This is a genomic window from Pedobacter sp. CG_S7 (genome assembly GCF_040544395.1).
GTDB lineage: Bacteria > Bacteroidota > Bacteroidia > Sphingobacteriales > Sphingobacteriaceae > Pedobacter.
Map to the genome: position 1 here is coordinate 26,677 of NZ_JBEONS010000023.1, position 26,293 is coordinate 52,969.

At 37.5% G+C, this 26,293-nt stretch carries 18 protein-coding genes; 12 read left to right on the forward strand and 6 right to left on the reverse strand.

Features of this window, described 5'->3' with window-relative positions; all coding sequences use genetic code 11:
- Window positions 1-11 precede the first annotated feature (11 nt).
- From ftsA to AAKU52_RS12420, 3 genes are all read left to right on the forward strand, one after another.
- Window positions 12-1,373 (forward strand): cell division protein FtsA, encoded by a 1,362-nt coding sequence (gene ftsA, locus AAKU52_RS12410; protein ID WP_354333895.1) that lies wholly within the window; start codon window positions 12-14, stop codon window positions 1,371-1,373.
- 130 nt (window positions 1,374-1,503) lie between these two features.
- Window positions 1,504-3,129, forward strand: coding sequence for a cell division protein FtsZ (ftsZ, locus tag AAKU52_RS12415; protein ID WP_354333897.1), 1,626 nt, complete (start codon window positions 1,504-1,506; stop codon window positions 3,127-3,129).
- Window positions 3,130-3,292: 163 nt separating this feature from the next.
- Window positions 3,293-4,531 (forward strand): aminotransferase class I/II-fold pyridoxal phosphate-dependent enzyme, encoded by a 1,239-nt coding sequence (locus tag AAKU52_RS12420; RefSeq protein WP_354333899.1) that lies wholly within the window; start codon window positions 3,293-3,295, stop codon window positions 4,529-4,531.
- Between the two features lie 359 nt (window positions 4,532-4,890).
- Here the strand turns inward: AAKU52_RS12420 and dapA are convergent, their stop codons facing one another.
- Genes dapA through AAKU52_RS12435 form a run of 3 tightly spaced genes read right to left on the reverse strand, consistent with a single transcriptional unit; the run spans window position 4,891 to window position 8,518 of the window.
- Complete coding sequence (gene dapA / locus AAKU52_RS12425) at window positions 4,891-5,772, reverse strand: 4-hydroxy-tetrahydrodipicolinate synthase (RefSeq protein WP_354333901.1); 882 nt, start codon at window positions 5,770-5,772, stop codon at window positions 4,891-4,893.
- An 8-nt stretch (window positions 5,773-5,780) separates the two neighbouring features.
- Complete coding sequence (ligA, locus tag AAKU52_RS12430; protein WP_354333903.1) at window positions 5,781-7,793, reverse strand: NAD-dependent DNA ligase LigA; 2,013 nt, start codon at window positions 7,791-7,793, stop codon at window positions 5,781-5,783.
- Window positions 7,794-7,846: 53 nt separating this feature from the next.
- Window positions 7,847-8,518: an ACP phosphodiesterase gene (locus tag AAKU52_RS12435; RefSeq protein ID WP_354333905.1), complete on the reverse strand. Its 672-nt coding sequence runs from the start codon at window positions 8,516-8,518 to the stop codon at window positions 7,847-7,849.
- 101 nt (window positions 8,519-8,619) lie between these two features.
- On the opposite strand from AAKU52_RS12435, the gene tyrS reads away from it, so the two are divergent.
- The 3 genes from tyrS (at window position 8,620) to AAKU52_RS12450 (ending at window position 12,110) form a co-directional block, all read left to right on the forward strand.
- Window positions 8,620-9,912: a tyrosine--tRNA ligase gene (gene tyrS, locus AAKU52_RS12440; RefSeq protein ID WP_354333907.1), complete on the forward strand. Its 1,293-nt coding sequence runs from the start codon at window positions 8,620-8,622 to the stop codon at window positions 9,910-9,912.
- Between the two features lie 340 nt (window positions 9,913-10,252).
- Window positions 10,253-11,044, forward strand: coding sequence for a CHAD domain-containing protein (locus tag AAKU52_RS12445; RefSeq protein ID WP_354333909.1), 792 nt, complete (start codon window positions 10,253-10,255; stop codon window positions 11,042-11,044).
- An 82-nt stretch (window positions 11,045-11,126) separates the two neighbouring features.
- Window positions 11,127-12,110: a DUF4097 family beta strand repeat-containing protein gene (locus tag AAKU52_RS12450; RefSeq protein WP_354333912.1), complete on the forward strand. Its 984-nt coding sequence runs from the start codon at window positions 11,127-11,129 to the stop codon at window positions 12,108-12,110.
- A 1-nt stretch (window position 12,111) separates the two neighbouring features.
- Here the strand turns inward: AAKU52_RS12450 and AAKU52_RS12455 are convergent, their stop codons facing one another.
- Genes AAKU52_RS12455 through AAKU52_RS12465 form a run of 3 tightly spaced genes read right to left on the reverse strand, consistent with a single transcriptional unit; the run spans window position 12,112 to window position 15,905 of the window.
- Window positions 12,112-13,137: a LuxE/PaaK family acyltransferase gene (locus tag AAKU52_RS12455; protein WP_354333914.1), complete on the reverse strand. Its 1,026-nt coding sequence runs from the start codon at window positions 13,135-13,137 to the stop codon at window positions 12,112-12,114.
- The gene (locus tag AAKU52_RS12460) at window positions 13,118-13,468 is read right to left on the reverse strand and encodes a hypothetical protein (protein WP_354333916.1); all 351 of its coding nucleotides are present in this window, start codon (window positions 13,466-13,468) and stop codon (window positions 13,118-13,120) included. The genes AAKU52_RS12455 and AAKU52_RS12460 overlap by 20 nt, the downstream gene beginning before the upstream one ends.
- A gap of 1 nt (window position 13,469) precedes the next feature.
- Window positions 13,470-15,905 (reverse strand): penicillin acylase family protein, encoded by a 2,436-nt coding sequence (locus AAKU52_RS12465; protein ID WP_354333918.1) that lies wholly within the window; start codon window positions 15,903-15,905, stop codon window positions 13,470-13,472.
- A 159-nt stretch (window positions 15,906-16,064) separates the two neighbouring features.
- On the opposite strand from AAKU52_RS12465, the gene AAKU52_RS12470 reads away from it, so the two are divergent.
- The 6 genes from AAKU52_RS12470 to AAKU52_RS12495 all read left to right on the forward strand — a co-directional run bounded on the left by AAKU52_RS12470 (window position 16,065) and on the right by AAKU52_RS12495 (window position 26,034).
- Window positions 16,065-18,968, forward strand: coding sequence for a TonB-dependent receptor domain-containing protein (locus tag AAKU52_RS12470; protein ID WP_354333921.1), 2,904 nt, complete (start codon window positions 16,065-16,067; stop codon window positions 18,966-18,968).
- Window positions 18,969-19,073: 105 nt separating this feature from the next.
- Window positions 19,074-19,901 (forward strand): endonuclease/exonuclease/phosphatase family protein, encoded by an 828-nt coding sequence (locus AAKU52_RS12475; protein WP_354333923.1) that lies wholly within the window; start codon window positions 19,074-19,076, stop codon window positions 19,899-19,901.
- Between the two features lie 345 nt (window positions 19,902-20,246).
- Window positions 20,247-22,718: a glycoside hydrolase family 31 protein gene (locus AAKU52_RS12480; RefSeq protein WP_354333925.1), complete on the forward strand. Its 2,472-nt coding sequence runs from the start codon at window positions 20,247-20,249 to the stop codon at window positions 22,716-22,718.
- Between the two features lie 42 nt (window positions 22,719-22,760).
- On the forward strand, window positions 22,761-24,698 hold the full coding sequence (gene glgB, locus AAKU52_RS12485) for a 1,4-alpha-glucan branching protein GlgB (RefSeq protein WP_354333927.1): 1,938 nt from the start codon (window positions 22,761-22,763) through the stop codon (window positions 24,696-24,698).
- A 28-nt stretch (window positions 24,699-24,726) separates the two neighbouring features.
- Complete coding sequence (locus tag AAKU52_RS12490) at window positions 24,727-25,206, forward strand: peroxiredoxin family protein (RefSeq protein WP_354333930.1); 480 nt, start codon at window positions 24,727-24,729, stop codon at window positions 25,204-25,206.
- 417 nt (window positions 25,207-25,623) lie between these two features.
- On the forward strand, window positions 25,624-26,034 hold the full coding sequence (locus AAKU52_RS12495; RefSeq protein ID WP_354333932.1) for a GreA/GreB family elongation factor: 411 nt from the start codon (window positions 25,624-25,626) through the stop codon (window positions 26,032-26,034).
- The last annotated feature ends 259 nt before the right edge of the window (window positions 26,035-26,293 follow it).

Genomic DNA, 26,293 nt, shown 5'->3' on the forward strand with positions numbered 1-26,293 from the left:
ATTATATAGTTATGGGCAAAGAAAAATCTACCATCCAGTCTCCAATAGTAGTCGGACTGGATATAGGCACTACAAAGATCTGTGTCATCGTGGGGCGCAGAACAACACATGGGAAGATTGAAGTGTTAGGCATAGGGAAAGCTGAATCCTCGGGTGTAACCCGTGGGGTAGTTTCTAATATACAAAAAACTGTTCAAGGCATAACACAGGCTGTGGAAGTAGCAAGCGGGCAATCTAATGTCGAGATTCGCGTTGTTAATGTGGGTATTGCAGGGCAGCATATTAAAAGTTTGCAGCACCGCGGTATACTCACTAGAAGAGAATTGACAAATGAAATTGGTAAAAAAGACATTGACAAATTAATAGATGATATGTTCAAACTGGTTATGCCCCCCGGTGAAGAAATTATCCATGTTTTGCCGCAAGAATTTACCATTGACAATGAGCCTGGTGTAAAAGACCCGATTGGTATGGCGGGTGTTCGTTTAGAAGCGAATTTCCACATCATATCAGGGCAGGTAACTGCTGTGAAAAACATAATGAGGTGCGTTTCGAATGCGGGGTTAACCACCCAGGAGTTAATATTGGAGCCATTGGCTTCCTCTGAATCGGTGTTAAGCGATGAGGAAAAAGAAGCAGGTATTGCTTTGGTTGATATTGGTGGTGGTACTACAGATATAGCTATTTTTCATGAAGGCATTATCCGTCACACTGCAGTAATTCCATTTGGTGGTAATAGCATTACAGAAGACATTAGAGAAGGTTGTTCGGTAATGCGCAACCAGGCTGAATTGTTAAAAACAAGGTTCGGTTCTGCACTTGCTGAAGAAAACAAAGAAAATGAAATCATTTGTGTACCTGGATTAAGAGGCAGAGAACCCAAAGAAATTTCCGTTAAAAATCTTGCCTATGTTATACAGGCACGTATGGAGGAAATTATTGAGCATGTGTATTACGAAATTAAAGCTTCAGGTTATGAGAAAAAACTAATCGGAGGTGTGGTAATCACAGGCGGAGGTGCGTTATTAAAACATTTATCACAATTGGTGGAATATGTAACTGGATTAGATTGCCGTGTGGGTTATCCTAATGAGCACTTGTCAAAATTCGAGGATATGTCTAAAGCCATTTACGACGATTTGAAAAGTCCGATGTATGCCACTAGTGTTGGTTTATTAATTAAAGGAATCCAGAAAGCGGAAGAATTAATAGAGGAAATGAAACAACCAGGTGTTATTGTTGAAAAACCTTTAGAAGTAAAAGAGAAAACAAAGCGAAGCGGTACAGGGTTGTTTGATAAGCTTTTGGCTAAAACCAAAGACTTTATCAAAGATGATATGAACGTTAGTGATGAAGATTATATAAAACCGTAATAATTTTCCACAAACAGTGATTTTTCAACATTACTAACATTTGTGGAAATCGCCTGTTTAAAAAGTGTTAATATTACATTAGGTAAATGAACAGGTTAGGCTAAATTTTAAACAACTGATTCATAAAGATATGCAGTTCGAAATGTTAAAAGATAAGTCATCGATCATCAAAGTAATTGGTGTTGGTGGCGGTGGTGGTAATGCGGTAAACCATATGTACCGCCAAGGAATTACTGGTGTAGACTTTATTATATGTAATACTGATGCCCAGGCCTTAGAGTTTAGTCCTATTCCAAATAAAGTTCAATTAGGTGCAAGTCTGACTGAAGGAATGGGTGCAGGTTCCATACCAGAAGTGGGAAAGAACTCTGCTATTGAAAACATTGATGACATCAAGCAGATGTTGGGCAGCACTACAAAAATGCTCTTTATCACGGCAGGGATGGGTGGAGGTACTGGAACGGGTGCAAGTCCGATCATAGCGCAGGCAGCCAAAGAGCTTGATATACTTACAGTTGCCATCATTACAACTCCTTTCTCTTTTGAAGGTAAGCGTAGAAAGATGCAAGCTGAAGATGGGTTGGATGAGTTAAAGAAGTATGTGGATTCTTATCTGGTGATTTCTAACGACCGGTTACGGGAGATTTTTGGTAACTTAACCTTAGGATCGGCATTTGCCCAGGCAGATGACATTTTAACAACCGCCGCCAAAGGAATTGCAGAAATCATTACAGTGCCTGGTTACATTAACGTGGATTTCAAGGATGTGCGCACGGTGATGAAAGACAGTGGTGTTTGTATTATGGGTAGTTTTGCCTGTGATGGTGAAGACAGAGCTATTAATGCGGTTGAGGGTGCGTTGGCTTCTCCTTTGTTGAAAGACAATGAAATTGAAGGTGCGCGTTACATTTTACTGAATATTAGTTCTGGTCTACGCGAAGTAACGATGGATGAGGTTACGATTATCACTGATTATATCCAAGATAAAGCAGGTCTTTCAGCAGATTTAATCTGGGGTAATTGTATTGATGAAAATCTGGAAGATAAATTATCTGTAACTATTATTGCCACTGGTTTTCAAACTACGGAACAACGTGCACATGATAAAAAGAACGTTAAAAAGATTTCTTTATTAACCCCTGAAGAGGCTCCATTAGTAAAACCAATTGAAGCTGTAAATTCTTTCATTGAACCAAAGATAGAAGTATATTCCAATGAGCCTGTACTTAAGGCTAAAGAGGAAAAACAACCTGATCTTTTTGCTGATATGTTTAACGGTGCTAAATCAAGGAAAACGGAAGAGCCCGATCATATTATCAGACATACGTTGATAGAGGAAGAAATTCCAGAAACAAAATCGGAAAAAGGCTTTGAATTTGAAATAAAACTTGCAGAAACAGACTACGTTTTTGAAAAACCGGCAGCTCATTTTGGATCAAAAGGAATGGCTAATGAATCAGAAGCCCAAAAAGAAACAGGATTAGATGATGACAAAAGCGATGAATCTATCGAAGATCAGCTTAAGAAATCAAAAGAAAGAATATTAAGGTTAAAAGATTTGAGCATGAAACTGCGTACCAGCAATGGTTTACAAGAATTGGAGAATGAACCAGCTTATAAACGCAAGCAAATGCAATTACAACAGGTTCAGCATTCTTCAGAGTCGCAAGTTTCCAGATTTACCTTAAGTAATGATGAAGATGGTACCACGGAGATAAGACCGAATAATTCTTTTTTACATGACAATGTTGATTAAGATATAACAATTTAGATCAAAAGCCTTAGCATTTATTTTGTTAAGGCTTTTGATCTAAAAGACGTTTTTACATTTATAAACACTTGTCCGTTTGTTCTTATTGCATATCAATTGATAAAACCTTAAATTTGCAAAAAATAAGTTAACTTAATAACATATAAAATTGGATATTTTTGAAAAGATAGCAACGCATATGGGCCCGCTAGGGCAGCACCAAAAATGGTCGCATGGATATTTTTCTTTCCCAAAACTAGAAGGCGAGATTGCTCCTCATATGCATTTCCGTGGAAAAGAACATTTAGTATGGAGCTTAAATAATTATCTTGGTTTAGCTAATCACCCTGAAGTTAGAAAAGCAGATGAAGCCGGAGCGGCAGAATTTGGAATGGCTTACCCGATGGGTGCACGTATGATGTCTGGTAATACCAAATATCATGAACAATTAGAGCAGGAACTGGCTGCCTTTGTTGGCAAACCAGATGCTTTTCTATTGAACTATGGCTACCAGGGTATGTTATCTATTATTGACTGTCTGGTAGACCGTAACGATGTAATTGTTTACGACGGTGAGTGCCATGCCTGTATCATTGACGGTTTAAGGCTGCACATGGGCAAACGTTTTGTTTATAAGCACAATGATATAGAAAGTGCACGTAAGCAGCTGGAGCGAGCTACAAAGCTGGTAGAACAGAGTGGTGGCGGTATCCTTGTCATAACAGAAGGTGTTTTTGGAATGTCAGGTGCACAGGGTAAGCTGAAAGAGCTTGTTGACCTTAAAAAAGATTTTAATTTCAGGTTATTAATTGATGATGCGCATGGTTTTGGTACCATGGGTAGCACAGGAGCTGGAACCCATGAAGAACAAAATTGCATTGATGGGGTAGATATTTACTTTGGTACGTTTGCTAAAGCAATGGCTGGAATAGGTGCATTTGTAGCTTCATCTGAACAAATCACTAATTTTTTCCGCTACAATATGCGTTCTCAAACCTTTGCAAAGGCCTTGCCGATGCCAATGGTTATCGGCTTATTGAAGCGCCTGGAATTATTGAAGAACAAGCCAGAACTTAGGGAGAATTTGTGGAATATAGCCACGGCCTTACAAACTGGATTAAGAGCACGTGGTTTTGATATTGGCATTACTAATACCGTAGTTACTCCTGTGTTTTTAAAAGGGGAGTTGCTGGAAGCCACAGCATTAACAATGGATCTTCGCGAGAACTATGCTATTTTTTGTTCCATTGTAGTTTACCCGGTAATTCCTCGAGGATTAATTGAATTGAGGTTAATACCAACAGCTGTTCATACTTTAGAAGATGTTGAGCGCACACTGGTTGCATTTAGTGCAATTTCTGAACGCTTAATAAGCGGCTATTATAAAGACAATAAGTTAGCGGTTTAAGTAGCGACAACCTAGTGAAAGCGGTTTCCAATATGTTTGGAGACCGCTTTTTTTATGAAGTCTTTTTTTATTATCCAAACTTTTATGAGCTGAATTACGACTTAGCAGCGTGAGTGGAGTCTTGATGTAATATTGGCAGGTTCTTTCCTTATCCTTGGTAGGTCCTTCGCAGGTCATTTAGACCTACCAACGACCTACCAATGACCTACCAACGACCTACTAACGACCTGTCAACCCTAACTTGAAATAAAACGATTTCACTTAAAATGTGGCGACAAAAAAAAGACTGTCAGCATGATGATGTGACAGTCTTTTTTTTTAAAACTATTAAATTTTAATAGCATAAATTTTTGAAACCTTTAAGCGCTCAGCTTTTCAATCTCTTTAATGATTTGCTGTTCCAACTCTTTTGTTACACTCATTAAAGGCAACCTTACCCCATCTCCGCAAATTCCTAAATATTTAAGTATTGCTTTAACGCCCGAAGGATTTCCTTCAGCGAAAACTAAGCGGGTAATTTCAATTAATCGTAAATGTAAAGTGGCTGCAGTTTTAAAATCGCCAGCAAGGCAGTACCTGATCATTTCAGAGAATTCTTGCGGTAAACCATTACCAATTACGGAAATGACGCCAGTAGCACCCATGGCAATTAGGGGTAATGCAGCAGCATCGTCACCAGAAATTAACATAAAATCCTCAGGCTTATCGCGCAAAATTTGATTAAACTGCTCAAAGTTAGCAGAAGCATCTTTTGTACCAATGATGTTCTTGCAATCATTAGCTAACCTGCAGGTTGTTTCTGCACTTACATTGCTGGCCGTTCTACCGGGCACATTGTAAAGAAAAACAGGTAAATCACTGGCTTCACTTATAGCTTTATAATGTTGATAAATTCCTTCTTGTGTAGGTTTGTTATAATAAGGACTGGCAGATAAAATGGCATCATAACCATTTGCCTGAAAATTTTTAATTTCAGCAACAACTGCAGCAGTATTATTGCTGCCGATACCTGCAACCAATGGTATGCGTCCATTGTTAATTTCAGCAGTAAATTCCCAGATCTTTTTCTTTTCGTCTTTATTGAGTGTTGATGCTTCTCCTGTAGTACCTAAAGATACCAGGTATTCTACTTTACCATTGATCAGGTGATTGATTAAGTTTTTCAACCCATCATAGTCTACCGATCCATCTGCATTAAAAGGTGTAACTATAGCTACACCGGTTCCATGAAATTTTTTCATTTTTCTATTTATTTCAACATCTCTAATAAATCGTCCTCTGAGATCAGGGGGACATTAAGTTTCTGCGCTTTTTCCAATTTAGACGGCCCCATATTATCTCCGGCAACCAGGTAACTAAGTTTTGCAGAAATACTGCTTAAAATTTTACCACCATTACTTTCAATTAATTCTTTAAGCTCTTCTCTACTGAATTTCTCGAAAACTCCCGAAATTACAAATGTTTTTCCACTTAATTTCTCACTTTGCAGTGTAATTTCAATTTCTTTTGCCTCAAACTGTAGATTATGCGCTTTTAGGAGTTCTATTTGTAACAAATGTGCTGGTTTATTAAAGTATTCCTGTATGCTTTCTGCAATGCGTTGTCCTATTTCATCAATTGCAACCAGGTCTTCTAGAGAAGCAGCCATTAAGCGGTCGATGTTTTTTATGGCGAAGGCTAGTTTTTTGGCTACCGTTTCTCCAACATACCGAATGCCAAGACCAAACAATACTTTCTCAAAAGGCATTTGTTTAGAAAATTCTATGCCTTTCAACATATTTTCTATAGATCGTTCTCCAAAGCGGGCTATTGTTTTTAACTCTTCCGCTTTATCTTTTAAAGTATAAAGGTCACTGATATGCCTGATCAATCCTTTCTGGTAGAAAGCCTCAATGGTTTCATCACCCAGTCCGTCAATATTCATCGCTTTTCTGCCGATGAAATGCTGTATTTTACCTACTATTTGTGGTGGGCAACCTTCATCATTGGGGCAATAAAAAGCCACTTCACCCTCTTTTCTAAGCAGTTGGGTATCGCATTCCGGGCAAATAACAGGGTAAATTACTTTTACAGCACCAAGTTTTCTTTTTTCAAGGTTAACATTAATAATTTTAGGGATTATTTCTCCACCTTTTTCTACAAAAACACTGTCGCCCAAATGCAAATCCAATCTTTCAATTTCATTGGCATTGTGTAAGGTGGCCCTTTTTACTGTGGTGCCGGCAAGCAATACCGGTTTTAGATTGGCAACCGGCGTAACAGCACCCGTTCGGCCTACTTGGTAAGTTACTTTTTCCAGAATGGTTTCCACCTCCTGCGCTTTGTATTTGTAAGAAATTGCCCAACGTGGTGATTTTGCAGTAATACCTAATTCCTGTTGCTGCGCATAACTGTTTACTTTCAAAACAATGCCATCAATAGCATAACTCAATTTGAAGCGTTCAAGTTCCCAATACTTAATAAATGCAAATACTTCAGTTATAGAAGGCGCAAGTATGGTGTGTTCGCTTACATGGAAGCCCCAGGTTTTTAAAATCTGTAAACTCTCCCAATGTGTTTTAAAATGAGTTTTATCTGTATTCATAGCATATAAAAAGCAGTCTAAGGGCCTTTTGGCCACTTCATTGGAGTCTTGCATTTTAATGGTTCCGGAGGCAAAGTTTCTTGGGTTGGCATAAGAAATTTCGCCAAGCTCTTCCCGTTCCTTGTTAAGGCGGTTAAAAGCGGCAAGGTGCATTAATATTTCACCTCTGATTTCAAAGATCTCTGGCGCCTCCATTGTTTTAAGCTGATGAGGGATGCTGCGGATCGTCTTTACATTATTGGTCACATCATCGCCCTTTTTTCCATCACCACGGGTAACCGCACGCACCAGTTTATGCTGTTCATAGGTTAGGCTTATAGATAGTCCGTCGAACTTTAATTCGCAAACATATTCAAAATTATCACCAATTGATTTCCTGATGCGTTCATCAAAATCCAGTAAATCCTGCTCATTATAAGTATTACCCAAAGAAAGCATTGGCCATTTATGGTTAACGGTAATGAAGTTTTTGGTGATTTCTCCCCCAACTTTTAAGGTAGGGGAATCAGGATCTGCAAATTCAGGATTTTCTTTTTCCAGCTTGGCGAGTGTTTCTAATTTCTGATCAAATTCATAATCGGAAATAGTAGGTGTTGCAAGCACGTAATAATTATAGTTGTGTTGGTTAAGTTCTTTAACCAAAGCATCCATTGTGTCTTTTATAGCAGATTTTGACATAAAAGCGAAGATACGAAAAGATGCTGATCTTCATCAGCAGGGAGGAATTGCACTTATAATTTTTTTTCAATCTCCTTATAAATGTTCATATAATCAGGCGTAATGGTATCTCTATAAATAATGAGACTTTCTGTAAGCTGTTCCAATTGTTCGAGTGTAAATGGTTCATGCCATAATCGCATACAAATGCGGTTAAGGGCATAAGTTATGTTTTCGATCTTTTGATAACTGAGCAAATACCTGCTGGAAATAAATCCATCTAAAAATTTCATAAACAAGTCCATGTCATTGACTCCTGCCTTCATTAAAAAAGATTGGAGCGAGTCGCTATTGGCCTCATTTAATTGTATGTAAAATTGGTTAATGTTAACCTGGTTTTTTGTAGTAAGCAGGTGATCTAAAATAAGTTCTAAACCAATGTGGGCAAGGAAGAAAGGTTTGACAGGGCCGGTCTGCATTGCGGGCATCATTAATTGTTTAAGCTCAGCAGTTTGGGAAGTAAAAAAATCTGAACCATGAAATAAGCGGTCGACCTCTAAATGTCTTTTCCATCCTTTTAGTATAGCTGCTTCTCTCGGGAAATCTAAAAATAAGTGTTCTTCTTTCTGCGGATTCAGGTTCCAATCTTTATGTGCATTTTTAATAAAATCTGGCAAAACTATTCCAATAACCAGATGGGAGTCTGTTTCCTGTTGATCAAAATAATAGTGGGATAAAAAGTTCATTAGCTTAAAAATAGTCAAAATCTTTGGAATATGGACGATAAAGGCTATCCAATTTTAGCTGTTAACCTAGCTTTTCCTATATTTGCCGGAAAAGGAAGAAGATGACCAATTTTGTTGAAGAGTTACGTTGGAGAGGTATGTTACATGATATCATGCCTCATACAGAAGAAAAATTAAAAGAAAGTATGACCTCAGGTTATATTGGATTTGACCCTACTGCTGATTCTCTTCATGTTGGTCATTTAACACAAATTATGACCTTGATTCATTTTCAACGCGCTGGTCACAAGCCATTTGCTTTGGTTGGTGGTGCAACAGGTATGGTTGGCGATCCTTCAGGAAAATCGGCAGAAAGAAACCTGCTTTCGGAAGAACAGTTAGCTATAAACCTAGCCGGTATTAAAAACCAGTTAAGTAAGTTTTTAACCTTTGGTGATAGGGGTAATGACGCTGTAATGGTGAATAATGCAGATTGGTTTAGAAATATAAATTTCCTTGATTTTATCAGGGATGTAGGAAAACACATCACCGTAAATTACATGATGGCCAAAGACAGCGTTAAAAAACGTTTGGAAGGCGATGGAGGAGCTGGATTATCTTTTACAGAATTCTGTTACCAGTTGATACAGGGTTATGATTTCTATTACCTGTGGAAAAACCATGATTGCTTATTGCAAATGGGTGGTTCTGACCAATGGGGAAATATTGTTACCGGAACTGAGTTGATCCGCAGAAAAGACAGTGGCACGGCTTATGCCATCACTACGCAATTAATCAAAAAGGCAGATGGCACCAAGTTCGGTAAAACGGAATCTGGAGCAGTATGGTTAGATGCGACGAAAACCTCCCCATATAAGTTTTACCAGTTTTGGTTAAATGCTTCTGATGATGATGTAAAAAAATGGATCAGGATTTTTACCTTAAAAACCAGAGAAGAGATCGAAGGATTAGAAACACAACACAATGAAGCGCCGCATTTACGCCTTTTGCAAAAATCGCTCGCAGAAGACATTACCGTTAAAGTACATAGTGTTGAAGCATTAGAAACGGCGATTAATACCTCAGATTTTTTATTCGGCAATGGCTCTTTAGCGTTCTTTGCTACCCTAAATAAGGAACAGGTACTCGAAATTTTTGAAGGTATCCCGCAGTTTACGATTGCTAAAGAGGAACTGGCCAAAGGTTTAGATGCAAGCACTTTACTGGCTGAAAAAACCAGTGTTTTTGCCTCAAAAGGGGAAGCTAAAAAATTGATTCAGGGAGGTGGCGTTTCTTTAAATAAGGAAAAAATCAAAGAAGCAACAGCCATATTTAACAGCAATAACCTGTTGAATGATCAATACCTTATTGTTCAAAAAGGGAAGAAAAATTACTTCCTGATTATTGCAGAGTAATTTGTTTTATAGCTTTTAATGGTTTTAACTATATCCGTTTATATGTAATTTATCTGTATTTTCATTCATACCGTGAAAATCTTCGAAGTAGGTTCACTAGTAAGTTATAGGCGTAAAGAATTTGTATCAATAATTTTATATTAACACTTTTCCTGATTTTTGAGGAGGAATTACCTAAAATGGGTGTATTTAGCAGTGAGAAGCACAAAATAAATGCAAAGAATAGGAGTTAAACTTTAAAGGTCTTCGAATTATAGACGAAGTACTATCAAAACAAAATGGCATATAAAAACACCATTTCCATTTCTGTTTTGTTATTAAAATAAATCACTTGTCCGCTATGAAAAAGACGGCAGAAAGAAAATATTTCGACAAAGAGTGGAGCGGTATGCGCGCCAGCATGAAATCCTTTTTAAAAGAAGGACAGCAGGAAGATCTCCATCAATTCAGGCTCCAAATTAAAAAGTTAAGAGCCTTTTTGATCTTGTCGGACAGTGAGGCGCATAATCCAAAATTGATTAAACACTTCAAACTTGTTAAAAGGATATTTAATGAGGCCGGTGTAATACGCGATGCTTACATCAACCTGGAATTAGGTAAAGCTTATCAAATAAAAACCCCAGGATTTGAAAAAAATCAGCAGCAACAGCTAGCAACAGCCATCAAAAGGTTTAATTTGAGATACGATAAACATGTTGCAAAAATTAAATACACCTATAAAAAACTTAAAAGGGAAATTAAACCTATAAGTGAGGAGCCTATTAACCTATTTTATCAAAACCAGTTGCAACAAATTTCAACTATTCTTGGAGAACAGAAATTTAATAAGCAGTTACACGATTGCCGTAAACAGCTTAAAATTTTAATATTCAACCATAAATTGTTCCAGCCTGAACTGCATATTGGCTTTAATAAGGATTATTTGGGCCAGGTACAAACAGCTATAGGAGACTGGCATGATATTGTGCTGGCAAAAGCGCTGTTTTCAAGTAAAACTGAAAAAGACAAAGAAGTGATAGTTAACTTAAAAAAGCAGGACCTCAAAAACAAAAAATATATAACTGACCTTACTAAAGATTTTTATAGACAGGCAACGACAGTTGAAGAGGTGCTTACTGTAGAATTGAGTTAATTATGACTTTATAGCTTCCTGGTTTCGAATAGATTTGTTTACGAACATAAAGATTTGTTATCTTTATCGTAAAAATATTACCATGAAGTATTTCACGCTCGCATTGTTGCTTTTTATTTTATCGTTTTCTGTTCAGGCTCAATTTAACATAGAAAAAGATCCTTACCTAATCCATTCTTTAAAGGACAAATTGATTAATAGAGTGAATGCCAGGACTTCTGGAGGTAGTATTTCGGTTGCAGGAATTCAAACTGGCGATGTTAGATTGGAAGTGTACGTTCGGCCATCTGGAAATACCAATAGTCGCATCAATAAGGAAGACCTTCGTAAAAAGCTGGAACAAGATTACGATTTAACGATCTCTGTTGTTAACCAGGTACTCAATGTGACTGCAAAACCAAAATCTAGCCTCAATTGGAAAAAGCAGCTGAGCATTTCTTATAAAATATTTGTTCCTCAAAATGTATCCACAGACCTGAGTACCAGCGGTGGAAGTATCAATTTATCAGGCTTAAAAGGTAGTCAGGAATTTGTGACCAGTGGTGGCAGTCTTCATATTGATAAACTTAATGGAGAAATAAACGGAAAAACTTCTGGTGGCAGTATACATGCAGAAAATAGTTCTGGCATGATAGACCTTTCTACTTCAGGAGGTTCATTAAACCTAGTCGGTTTGCAGGGTACCATAAACGCACGTACAAGTGGTGGTAGTATTAATGGGAGTAATGTTAAAGGCGAACTTATTACAGCTACTTCTGGTGGAAGTGTTAATTTAAGTGACATGAGTTGTAGTTTGGATGCTTCAACAAGTGGAGGAAGTATGAATATAGCGATAAAAGAGCTTGGCAAATACGTTAAAGTAAGCAGTGCCGGCGGCAATATTAAATTGGAAATTCCTGGTCAAAAAGGACTCAACCTTAAGGTGGATGCACAACCGCTAAAAGTGAGCTCTTTAACTAATTTTAAGGGTATTCACGATGAGCGGAGCTTAGATGGTACGCTTAATGGTGGTGGTATACCTGTTAAGGTTCAGGGAAATAGCGGGGTAAATGTGGTATTTCTTTAAGCTATTGCACCAATAAATTACAACCCCTAATGTCTGCATGATCAAAACGACCCAAAACCTCAAAAGAGCCATCGGCATATAGCCTTCCTAAATCTTGAGTAGCAATAAAAGAGCAGGAATTAACATTGGCCAGGTCGATGACGTTAATGCCGCCGGTTTGTTGGTTTTTAACCAAACTTAAGGGGTCATTTGCTTCTCTTAATACAATTTTCATCCAGCTTGGGCAGTTAAAAATGCCATTTCCAGAAGAATAGGCCTGAGATAGGAGCTCTGTCATTCCGTATTCACTATGAATAGCTGTTACGCCAAAACCTGCGTTTAAAATATCATGGAGTTCTTCTCTTACCATTTCTTTTCTTTTGCCTTTCATCCCACCAGTTTCCATCACAATGAGTTCTGGGAAAGATAATTGGTATTCTTCTAAGAAATCAAGAAGGGCATAGGTTACTCCAATTAAGATTGCTTTTTGCTTAGCCGACTTTAATTGCTGCAAAGTGTTAAACAACTCCAGTTGGTTATGCAGGAAATAACCACTATTAGGATGATTGCTTTGTTTTAATAAGGCATCTACCATGTAAATTAAAGAGGAGCCATCTCGCTCCAGGTAAGAAGGCAATAGTGCCAGCAAACAAGTATCTTTTATATTTCCATAAAACTGCTCAAAAGCTGTGTTGAAGCTGTCTTCATAAACTTTAACTGCGATCACCAAATGTTGGCTTTGTATGGTGCCTGTTGTGCCAGAGCTGCTGAAAATGATTTCGGGTTCGCTGTTATCGCTTGTTACTTGATGTGTTTTAAAAAAAGAAATAGGCAGATAAGGAATGTCAGCAACTTGAATTACCGTTTCCGGTAGCACCCCTAAATGGTAAAGGTATGATTTATAAACGGCACAGTTTTCAGCCTGGTGTTTAAAGGTGGCTAAAGCATGTTCATTAAAGACTTGTTCGCTGTTTATAGAAAAGATTTCATTTTGATTCACCCGACAAAAATACGCAACTAGATTTGTTTTAAGAATTGCTTTTCTCAATTAGGATCGCCTTACGGAAATGATAACCGCAGAAACCACTAATGGCAGCAGTAAAACCACCCAATAAAGCGGTAAGAATCAATATCAAAATCCATGATTTAACCATCAGCATTTCTCCTACACGCTTTGCTAGCAAATGCTCATTGGGAATACTCTTAAAAAGAGCCATGATTGTCCAAAGTAATACTATTGCTAGAAAAGGCGACCAGAGTGCTATTTTTCCCGTTTTACCAATAAAACTGCAGGTAATAAAGGAGATAATTACAATGACCCACCATGGAGCGATAAGCTGCAAAAGAAATGAGGCGATGAAAATGATGAGGAAAACCATATTATTTATTGGTGATTTTTAATTTAGAAATTATTTTTGCTGAAGGGTCGTTAGGTGATTTCATGAAATAGAGGTCATATAACTCTCCCTTTGCCCAGGTATCGATCATGTTGTCGTAAAATTGACTGCCAGGATTTCCTGATTGTCCACCAGGAAATACCCCATGACCTTTAGGTGTTTTCCCCAATTCCACCACCATTCTCCAGGATGGGCCATTACTTTCTGTCAGGGCATTAATGGTGCTTTTTCCACCACCAATTAATAAGGTTTTAGAGCCAAAACCTGGTATTTTTGCTAAATGCGGTACATTGGTATGTTTTACATTTGCCCATTCCCATGATTTGCCTATAGCGCCATATTTTCTTTCCAAGCTGTCGCAGGTATATTTAAAGGATTCATTTACAAGATCTGCTAAGGTTTCTTTTTTTGTTGTATTGACATTATCGAACCATTTTGAATTTGGCTCTTTAATAATCAATTCAATGGTCTTGTCTCTGGAAGGATAACGCATTGGGACGGTTGCAATCGTAAATTCATCATCCCAGATGTTAAAGAAAAGGCGTTTAGACCATAAATCAAATACACTTGCAGCAATCTCCTTGGCCTTAAAATATTTGTTCCATTTATTGACGAGGTTGAAAGCTTCTTTCTGAGTGGCGTTTAATGTGCTCATGTCTACTTTGTCTAAAATACCTGGCAATAGATTTTCTGCAAACAAACTGTATGAATCGCTCTGCATAACCCGCATGCTATCTGCGGTAATATTTTTCATAGCCGATAGCTTATCATTAATTCGCTTGGCACGTTCGTAAGAACTAAATTCCCAATTGATGTAATAAGGATAAGTTTGATCGGTACTACTTTGGTTGGCCGAGCTCACAAAATTTCTTGGTGGGTTTTTTACAGTAGGATTTTGATCTGCATTAATCCAACCTTGCCAGTCACTTTTTGGATCAGTACCATCGAGAATAAATTTACCCTGTTCTCTCCATTTTAAAGGGAACTTTCCATTAGCAGTTATGGCAATGTCATTATCTACAGAAGCGAAAGCGAAATTTTGTGCAGGAGCTGTATAAAAGGTAAGTGCTTTACGGTAATCCTCATAATTTTTGCCCCTGTTTAAATAATAGAAAGTCATCAGCTCATTGGATTTTTCATGTGCAATCCAACGCAAAGCATTACCTGCAGGAACATTATTGCTGAGTGACAATTTTTCGGGTTTTTGGTAATAAACAATCGGACCATGATGTGTATAGGTTACGGTATCAATTTCAGTTTTTTCGCCCCGTATTTTTATGTTTTCCAACCGTTGAGTGGTATTATTCCATTTGTCATTATACCAATAACTTTTATGGTCGTTATCTTTAAATTTAATCTGATAGAAGTCGAGTACATCAGCAGCTACATTTGTAACGCCCCAGGCAATATTTTGATTAAAACCAATGGTAATTCCAGGTGCTCCAGGTAATGAAACACCATAAGCATTTAGGCCAGGGGCATTTAATTGAATTTGGTACCAAATGGAAGGTAAGGTTAGATTTAAATGAGGGTCATTAGCCAGTATAGGATATCCTGAGGCTGTTTTTTTACCACAAACAGCCCAGTTGTTACTACCAATACCATCCTCTTTTTGATGAGTTTGTGTGTTGCTGCTCATCATTTGGTTAAAAGCAAGAGGTGCTGATGGAACTTTAAGAGGTTTAAAAGCCCATTTTGTCCCTTTGGGAATGATGGGGTCTTCTTTAAATGGGTAATTTGGGAAAAGGTTATTGGTTACTTCTGGGCCAAATTTGTTAAGAATATTGCTCATGTAGAATTCATCTGAACCCATGGCTAAGACGGCAGACATCTGTTTTAACAATAAGGCACATTTAAGCGGTGTCCAGTCTTCTGGTAAAAAGTTCAGTATTTTATATTCTACAGGTAAGTTTGCTGCAGAAAGAGAATGGATATAAGCATTGATGCCGGCTGTATAGGCAAGGACCATTTCCTTAGTCTTAGGGTTTTGCAGAATACCTTGCAGCGATTGCTCGGCTCCAAATACCATGCCCATGCGGCGATGGTAACGATCAACCTCAATTGCCTGAGCGCCTACTACTTCCGACAGGCGGCCTGCGGCATAGCGAGTCTGGAAATCCATTTGCCATAAACGATGCATTGCAGTTACATAACCTTGAGCATAGTATACGTCATGATCATTTTTAGCGAAAATATGTGGAATCATACGGTCATCAAATACTATATCAACATTTTCAAGTGTTCCTTTTAAAACAATTTTATTGCTGCTGTTAACCTTTATAGGCTCTGCATTCTGCCAAAAGCCGGAAAAAGGGTTTAAAAACTTCAAAAGCGGTGGGATTTGTCCAAATTTGGTGTTGAAGCTATATATTAATAGAAGCGGAATGACGATACAAAAAAGAGCCTTGACTTTATTCATTTTGATAGGGTTATTCTAAATGGCAATGCAATTTAATAAAACTAAATCATATACACGCCAATGATTATTTGTTGATAATGTCATAAATAAAAATTGTATTTGCTATTTTGATTAAATATGCTAAATTTATATATAGTTAACCATCTAATAAATTAACGTATGATCAAAAAAATTACTCAAGCAGTATTTATGCTTTTGGTATGCTTTGCTGTAGTCTCCTCTGCGCAAGCCCAAAGTATCCTGGTTAGTGGAACCGTTACTGATAAACTAACAAAAGAACCTATACCAGGTGTAGGTATTACTGTAAAAGGAAAAACGGTTGGAACCGCCACTGATGGAAGTGGTAATTTTTCTTTTAACACAACTGAGAAAGTACCTTTTAGCATCGTTATCTCTTACATTGGTTATATTTCTATGGAGAAAGTAATCACGGCAAACAATATACGAATCGAAGTTGAGCTGGAAAGCACGGCGATACTCGGGCAGGAGGTTGTAATTTCAGCTTCCAGAACACCAGAGCGAATCCTGGAATCACCAGTAACTATAGAAAGAATGAGTGCCGCATCGATCAAAGAAACGCCGGCCGCCTCTTTTTATGATGCGATCAGTAATATGAAAGGAGTGGAGATGAGTACGCAAAGTTTAACATTTAAATCAATTAATACCAGGGGATTTAATTCTAACGGTAACACACGGTTTAACCAGTTTGTTGATGGGATGGATAACCAGGCACCTGGATTGAATTTCTCCGTAGGCAATATTGTAGGCCTTTCAGAACTTGATGTAGATAACGTAGAATTATTACCAGGTGCTGCTTCAGCGCTGTATGGTGCAGGTGGTATCAATGGAACTTTATTAATGACTTCAAAAAATCCTTTTGATTATCAGGGGGTTAGCTTTCAATATAAAACAGGTGTCAATCATGTGAATGATGGTAAAAATGCTGTGGAACCTTTTAACCAAATGGATCTTCGTGTGGCTAAAGCCTGGAATAAAAAGTTTGGTATTAAATCAACTTTTTCATTTTTGCAGGCTAAAGATTGGTTTGCATCAGATACCAGGAATTTCGACCGTATAGGGCGCCAATTAAAAAGTGGGGATAGAAATTCTGATCCCAACTATGATGGGGTGAATGTTTATGGTGACGAGATTAACCAAAATATGATTAATGTTTCTCAAAGTGTGGCTTCTCAAACTATTGCTGGTATTTTAAAGGCAACCGGTGGAACCCTGAATATCAAGAACCTATTGGATGTCAGTTTACCTACTACTGCTACAGCTGCACAGCAGGCTGCATTTTTAGGCAATTTACCTGCTGCACTGAGGGGAACGGTGCAAAATTATCTTCCCTTTTATTTCGGTTTGAGAACCAATACTATACCTAATCAATTTGTTTCCAGAACAGGTTACGCAGAACAGGATCTAGTTGATTATGACACCAAGTCGTTAAAAACTTCAAACACCTTAAATTATAGGTTTAGTAAGTCATTAGAAGCGATTGCACAGCTTAACTGGGGCACTGGAACTTCTGTTTACACTGGTACTGACCGTTATTCGTTAAGGAATTTCAATATCGGACAATATAAGCTGGAGTTAAAAGGACAAGATTTCTTTTTACGGGCTTACACTACGCAAGAAAGATCTGGAGAAGCATACAACGCAACCATTCTGGGTACTTTCATTAATGAGGCATGGAAACCATCAACTACTTGGTTTCCGCAATATATAGCCAATTATCTAGGTGCCAGAGCTGCCGGTCAGCCTGATGCCGCTGCACAAAGCTTTGCCAGATCTCAAGCAGATGTCGGTAGGTTAATGCCTGGATCCGCAGGTTTTGAAACAGCAAAAAGTGTGATTACTGCTAAACCTATTGGACCACAAAATGGAGCCAAGTTTAATGATAAAACAAATTTGTACCATTATGAGGGGATGTATAATTTCACAAACATGCTCAATAATGCGGTAGAGTTTCAGGTGGGTGCTTCTTACCGTAACTATTTTCTGCATTCAGATGGAACCATTTTCGACGATGCTACCCGCGATATCACCATTGATGAATATGGTGCTTTTGCCCAGGCGGGAAAAAAGATGTTTTCAGATAAACTAAAATTAACTGTTGCAGGTCGCTATGACAAGAGTAAAAACTTTGAAGGTCGTTTTACACCAAGGGTTACTGGTGTTTATACTGTAGCGCCTAATAATAACATCAGGGCATCTTATCAAACCGGCTATAGAAATCCAACTACACAAGATCAATATATTGACCTTGCCGTAGGAGGTGGTTCTACCCGTTTAATTGGTGGTTTACCGGAGTTAGTTAATAAATATGGCTTATTGACGAACAAACCTGTTACAGCTGCAAGTTACAGGGCTTTTCTGGCAACTGCAGCTGGTGGGGCTCCAAACCCTGCGGTATTACAAACCTATAATTTAGATCCAAAAGGTATTCGCCCAGAAAGTGTTCAGTCTTTTGAGTTAGGGTATAAAGGTTTGTTAGGCACCAATTTATTGATTGATACCTATGGTTATTATAGTATTTATAAAGACTTTATTGGAGGCGTGGATCTTTATCAAAATCCAATTCCTGATGCAACGGCTACACCAGCGAAGACGACTACAAAATTCACTGTGCCTATTAACCTTTCAGAGCAGTTAAAATCATATGGCGCTGCATTTGGGCTCGATTATATCTTCGGAAAATTCAATGCCAGTGGAAATGTATCTTATAATAAAATCGGTTCCCTACCAGAGAACTTTATCAACAGTTTCAATACACCAGAAATCAGGTATAACCTGGGTTTAGGCAGCAAAGAGATTATTAAAAACTTTGGTTTTAATGTTCAGTACCGCTGGCAAGATAAGTTTATGTGGAATTCTACTTTCTCCAGTGGAGAAGTTCCTGCCTACAGCACTTTCGATGCACAAGTCAATTTAAAAATCCCATCAGTAAATTCTATTGTTAAATTGGGTGGATCTAATGTCTTGAACAAATATTACCAGACTTCTTTTGGTAACCCACAAGTTGGTGCCATTTATTACCTGTCATTTGCTTTCAATCCTTAAGAAAGATTTTGTAAATTGGCACTATATTTAACTATGGCCGAATAAACATTTATTTTGAATGCGTATTCGGCCATTTGTTCTTTCAGTAGCATTTAAGCATTTTATATGAACCCTTTCTATTTCGCAAAACAGCTTCTTTTTGTAACATGTATTTTCCTGTTCAGTTCTTGCGCTCAAAAAATCAATAAAAAAACTGTTGTAGAGGGAGATAACCTTCGGGTGATGTCCTATAATATTCATCATTGCAATCCGCCTGCTGTAGCAGGTAAAATAGATATTGAAGCTATTGCAAACGTTATTAAAGCACAAAACCCAGATTTGGTAGCCTTACAAGAAGTGGATGTAAATACCATCCGTTCAGGCAAAATAAACCAAGCCCGTTTTTTAGCAGAAATGCTAGGAATGAATTTCTATTTCGCGAAAGCTATCGATCATGAAGGAGGGGATTATGGTGTGGCAATTTTATCCAAATATCCGATTTCTGAAAATAAAATACATCATTTAACAACACAGGCAGATACAAAAGGAGAACCCAGGGTACTTGCCACTGTTTTGGTTTCGTTGCCGAACGGGAAAAAATTCAGGCTTGGGACTACGCATCTTGATGCTCAAAAAGCAGATACGAATCGTTTGTTACAAGTAAGGGAGCTTAATGCCATTGCCCAGCAAGAAAAATTACCTTTTATCATTGCAGGTGATTTGAATGCAATGCCAGGTAGCACTGCTATAAATTTGTTTGATGAACAATATTTCAGAACTTGTGAAGATTGTGAATTTACGATTCCAATTATTAATCCAAAACGTACAATAGATTTTATAGGTTTCACAAATGCTAGTCCTTTTGAAGTGATCAGTCATAATGTTATTCCAGAAAGGTTTGCTTCAGATCATTTACCCTTATTATCGGTCTTGAAATTTAAAAGCATTAATTAATAATAACCATACTACCCCCAGCGCTAAAAATTAATGACTTCTTTACTTTTTAGAATTCAAAGAATTTGGGCAACTCAATGGTGCTGTAATTTTCAGGGCATGAATTTTAGATTGACCTTGAGTATTTATTCCTTGTATCACAAATGATTGTAAAACACCAGGGGTAGCAGGTTTAATTTCATTACAAGTATAAGTTTTGCTTATGAGCACAATGTTAATTTTAGGTTAATAATTGACTTTTTATTAGGATTACTTCTGAAATTCTTTTGCAATTAATATAAAAATTGACACATTAGCAATGTAAATTACACGATCCCCTCATTGCTAATTTTATACAATAATTTCATGGAAGAAATAAACGAAAAAGGAAAAGAAATAATTGACAAGGAAAATATCCAGGAAATTGTTGAAGAAACCATACAGCATTTAAATAACCCTGTCAACGACCTTAAACCTATAGTAAAAAGATATTTGTCGGTAGTGGCAAAAGTACAAACAGAAGGCAATAAGTTTTACTTTTCTGATGGTGAGGCGAAGGTTGAAATCAGGGTTGTAAGCGATGAAATTATTAGAGTAAGGCTTGCGCCTCATGGTGTGTTTTTAGCAGACTTTTCGTATGCTGTGCCTGTAGTAGATCAAAAAGTAACAGCCTTTCAATTAGAAGAAAAAGAAGATCATTACGCTGTTTCTACTCCTGTTATTACATGTAAAATACGCAAGATAGATTTTTGCATCTCCTTTGTAGAAAACCTTTCTCAGCAGGTAATGAGTGAAGACGCTGAGCCAATGCATTGGGAAGAGAATGTAGATTTTGGCGGTTATTATGTCTTTGCGACAAAGAAATGCATGCCCGAAGAAAACTTTTTTGGTTTAGGAGATAAATCGGGTAATTTAAATCTTCGCGGAAGGCGTTTCCAAAACTGGAATACTGATGCCTATTCTTTTGGCTGGAACCAGGATCCATTATACAGAACCATTCCTTTTTATACGGGATTGCATCAACAAGCAGCTTATGGTATATTTTTCGATAATACTTTTCGTTCCTACTTCGATTTTGGTAAAGAAGATTATAACAAAACTAGCTTTTGGTCGGATGGCGGAGAACTTCAATATTATTATATCCACGGTCCACATGTAATGGACGTTGTAAAACGTTACCAAAGTGTTACCGGTACGCATCCTATGCCACCTAAATGGGCTTTAGGCTTTCACCAATGCCGATGGAGTTATTATCCGGAAAAAAAGGTAAAAGAAATTGCTGAGGGTTTCCGCTCCAGGAATATTCCTTGTGATGCCATTTACCTGGATATAGATTACATGGATGGCTACCGTTGCTTTACCTGGAATAAAACTCATTTTCCCGATCCTAAAAAAATGATCAAGGAACTCTTAGATATAGGAATGAAAACGGTGGTGATGATAGACCCGGGAATTAAAGTCGACGATGATTACTGGGTGTTTAAAGAAGGTAAAGAGAACAATTTTTTCTGTCGCCGTAGCGATGATTATTATATGGAAGGTCATGTTTGGCCTGGACGATGCCAGTTTCCTGATTTCACCAATCCAAAAGTAAGGGAATGGTGGGGGGGCTTATATAAGGAACTTGTAGAAATGGGTGTAGCAGGCGTATGGAATGACATGAACGAACCTGCGGTATTTGGTTCGGGTACATTTCCAAATGATGTGAGGCATAATTTCGATGGATTTCGAGGCTCACACCGTAAAGCACATAATGTTTACGGCACCCAAATGATGCGTTCAACTTATGATGGCTTAAAAAAATTAATGCGTAATAAAAGACCTTTTACCATTACCAGGGCAGGTTATGCCGGTATGCAACGCTATGGTAGTGTGTGGACAGGCGATAATGTAGCTACATGGGAGCACCTTAAAATGGGTAATATCCAATGTCAACGGATGGCCATGTCTGGTGTTCCATTTTGTGGAACGGATATCGGCGGTTTTAGTGGAGAGCCCGATGGAGAGTTATTTACCCGCTGGATACAATTGGGAACTTTTGCACCATTTATGAGAGCGCATTCTGCTGGAGATACGGCAGAACGCGAACCATGGAGCTTTGGTGAACCTTTTACCAGTATTAACCGTAAATTTATTGAGCTCAGGTACAGGTTATTGCCTTATCTGTATTCCGTTTTCTGGGAACATCATCGTTATGGATTCCCAATTCTAAGGCCAATGGTAATGCTTGAGCAGGAAGAAATGAGCAATAACTACCGGGAAGATGAGTTTGGTTATGGAGACAAGATTCTGGTATGCCCCATTTTAGAGCAGGGCGCTATCTCAAGGATGGTTTATTTACCTAAAGGACAATGGTATAACTTCTGGACACATGAACTTCTTGATGGTGGCAGTGAACAGCATATTGAAGCATCTATTGAAACAATGCCTTTATTTGTTAAAGCTGGTGCGGTGATTCCTGAATACCCTGTAATGCAATATGTAGGGGAAAAAACGTTAGATGAGGTCATGTTAAATGTGTATTTTGCTGATTATGAAGTGAAATCTTTCTTTTTTGAAGATCATGGTGATACGTTCGCTTATGAGCAGGATATCTATTCAGAAAAGAAATTTATTGTGAAAGGTGATACAAAAACATTGCTAATTGAACAAACTACAGAAGGACTTTATACTGTTACTTATGAACTTTACAATTTTAATATTATTGGCATTCCCTTCAACGTAAAAAGAATTACTGCAGATGATCAGGAAATTAAAGAATTTTATGTGGATAAAGGAGGAGACCTTCATTTTAAATCCAGTAAAAACTTTAATGTCATAAAAATATTTACCAGTTAGCTGACTGGTAATCAAATTTTATAATCAACCTTAATTAACGCCATGCTGAACCAAATTAATTCTGAGAAGCAAGATACTGCTGTTTGGATATATAGCTTATTTACGGACTTTGATACTTCTTTATTTTTGATGGGTAAACATTTTCGGTTATACGAAAAGTTGGGCGCTCACTTAATTAAAGTTGATGAAACTGATGGAACATTCTTTGCCGTTTGGGCTCCAAATGCACATGAGGTTTCAGTAATCGGTAATTTTAACCAATGGAACAAAGCAGCACATCCTTTATACAAGCGTTTAGATGCATCAGGAATTTGGGAAGGTTTTATTCCAAACCTTGCTAAAGGTGAAGTTTATAAGTATGGGATTAAGGGTTATGACGGTAGTGATATAGAAAAGGGAGATCCTTTTGCGCATAAATGGGAGCACCCGCCCAGAACTGCTTCTATTGTTTGGGATACAGCTTATACCTGGAAGGATAAAAGTTGGTTAAAGAAAAGGCCAAAGTTAAATGCACTAAACCAGCCTATATCTGTTTATGAATTACATTTAGGTTCCTGGCAAAGGGATCCCAGCGATCCGGAAAGAATACTTACCTATAAAGAAGTTGCCAATACACTGGTGCCCTATATTTTAGAAATGGGCTTTACCCATGTGGAGCTCATGCCTGTAATGGAGTACCCTTATTATCCTTCCTGGGGATACCAAATAACGGGTTATTTTGCTGCAAGCTCCAGGCATGGAACACCGCAGGAATTAATGTACCTCATTGAGCAATTACATAAAAGTAATATAGCGGTAATTTTAGATTGGGTGCCTTCGCATTTTCCTGGCGATGCTCACGGCTTATATAAATTTGATGGAACGCATTTATTTGAACATGCCGATATGCGCAAAGGTTTCCATCCCGATTGGAAATCTTACATTTTCAATTATGATAGAAATGAAGTGCGCTCTTTTTTAATCAGCAATGCTTTATTCTGGCTTGATGTATTCCATTTGGATGGCTTAAGGGTAGATGCAGTAGCCTCTATGCTTTACTATGATTTTTCGAGAGAGCGAAAAGATGCCGGAACAAATGCATTTGGTGGCATGGAAAACCTGGGGGCTATTCAATTTCTGCAGGATATGAATACTGCCATTGAAGCGAATTTTGAAGGGGTATTAACTATTGCAGAAGAAAGCAGTACCTACCCGGGGGTAACACATCCTGTGGCCAATGGTGGTTTGGGCTTTAGCTTAAAATGGATGATGGGCTGGATGAACGATACTTTGAAGTATTTTAAAAATGACCCCATTGATCGAAAATTCCGACATCACCAACTTACTTTTAGCATTACTTATGCTTTTACAGAGCAGTTTATGATGCCTTTTTCACATGATGAGGTTGTTCATGGAAAATCTTCCATGATTTATAAAATGCCTGGAGATGAGTGGCAGAAATTTGCTAACCTCAGGGTGCTGTACGCCTATCAGTTTACACAGCCCGGCAGTAAATTGCTGTTTATGGGCAATGAAATTGCACAAAACAGGGAATGGAATTTCACCAAATCCGTGGATTGGGATTTGCTTCAATATCCCTCTCATAAAGGGATGCAAGAGACTGTAAAAGCCTTAAATCATTTATATCGGACAGAACCGGCCTTGTATGTCAACAACTATTCTTATGATAGTTTTGAATGGATTAATGCCGATGATGAACAACATTCTATCTATATTTATCAAAGGAAAGGGCTAAAAGCAAAGGATACTCTTTTGGTTATCTTAAATTTAACCCCTGTTTACCGGGAAAATTACAGGATTGGATTGCCCTTTAAGGCCAAATGGAAAGAAATATTTAACACCGATGATAAGCGCTTTTTTGGTAGCGGTAAAATAAATGAAGGAATCTATTTGCCCGAGGAAATTGCCTGTGATTTTAGGGAATATTCAATTAATATGTCTATACCACCTTTAGCTGCTGTTGTGCTCAAACAGGTTTAACTTATTTTATTAATTTAATATGATTAGGATGAAAAAATTAATTATTGGTCTTTTATTTTGTGTTGGCAGTTTTACAGTTTGCGCACAAAGTCCGGCTGCCTTAATACCCGCTTTTAAATTTTATACTGCTCAAAATACTGGTTTCACCAAAGCTCAAATACCAAAAGGGAAACAGAGTTTGTTTGTATTTTTTGATGGTACCTGTTCACATTGCCAGAAAGCAATGACTACAATTGCAAGTCGCCATAAAGAATTGGATAAGATTAACGTTTACCTGGTTTCTTTAGATGAATTTAAGACGATCGATTACTTTATGTCCCATTACGGTAAAGCTTTGATAGGTTTAAAGAACGTGTCTTTGCTTCAAGACCGAGACCGTGTTTTTATTCCATTGTTTAAGCCACTAAAATATCCGGCAATGTTTTTATATGCTGCCGATCAGCGGTTAAAAATTTACTCTTCCGAAGAGCAAGATATTTCAAAAATATTCAGCATGCTTAAATCTTAGGTCTTGCTTGTTCGCTAATTTTGTTTTACCTTTAAAAAATCAAGCCCATTTAAGGCTTGATTTTTTTATACATGGAAAAATTTGCTAAATATTATGTAGACAGCTTAATGTGCTTTGCGTTGAAAACGCGATGCGCATATTTGTCGTATAATACGACAAATAACTTCCATTCCAGATTTGGATTTTCATTCCATACAACGAGCAAAGACTTTCTAGTCTAAGCCCCATTCCATATCGCTTCAGGTTTGGGGCGTAGTTACAAACTTTTTTCTTTACGTAGCCAATCAACAAGAACGTTACAATTTATGCCGTTATCATAAAAAAAATCAGCCTAACTGTATGTTGCTGAGTTTGGTGATAATTTCTAATATGAATAAAAAAACAAATTTATTAGCCATTTTTTAATTTTAAAAAACCATGGAAACAGAACAATTAATAATTCCAAAAAGAGAATATGATTTATTGATGAATCATTTGAAGCTTAGCACCAACTTATCTGATTTCAATAAAAAGAAGTTGAATAACGAGTTGAAAAAAGCCAAAATAGTTAAGAAAGAAGTGTTGCCAGATAACGTTATTGTAATCGATTCACTGGTTACGATTCAGGATGTTAAAAGTGGACAGGAATTTTCCTTTCACCTGGTAACACCAGAAGAGGCCAATATGAAAAAGCATAAACTTTCCGTATTGGCACCAATAGGTATTGCTTTACTAGGTTATACTACTGATGCGGTTGTAGACTGGGAAATGCCGGATGGCGTTAAACAGTTTAGAATAAAGAAAGTAACCAGGCATGAAAAAGATAACGAGGTAGAACAGCCTCAGTAGCTGCCGTAGTTTCATTCCATATTACTACTGCCCTACCAGCCACCTGAGGGTGGACCTGGTAGGGACTTTTTTTGAAATTTTACTACTGTAACAAAATTGATATATTTGTAACTGCTAAGTAATTAGTTGTTTTATTCTATATTTGGAGGGTAACTACTCAGGTACTAAGACCGTTGCAAGGCAATATGTGATTTAACTAATTGATTAACAATAAATTACACTTGTTTTTTTTGTTATTTAGGATATTTTTATGTATTTT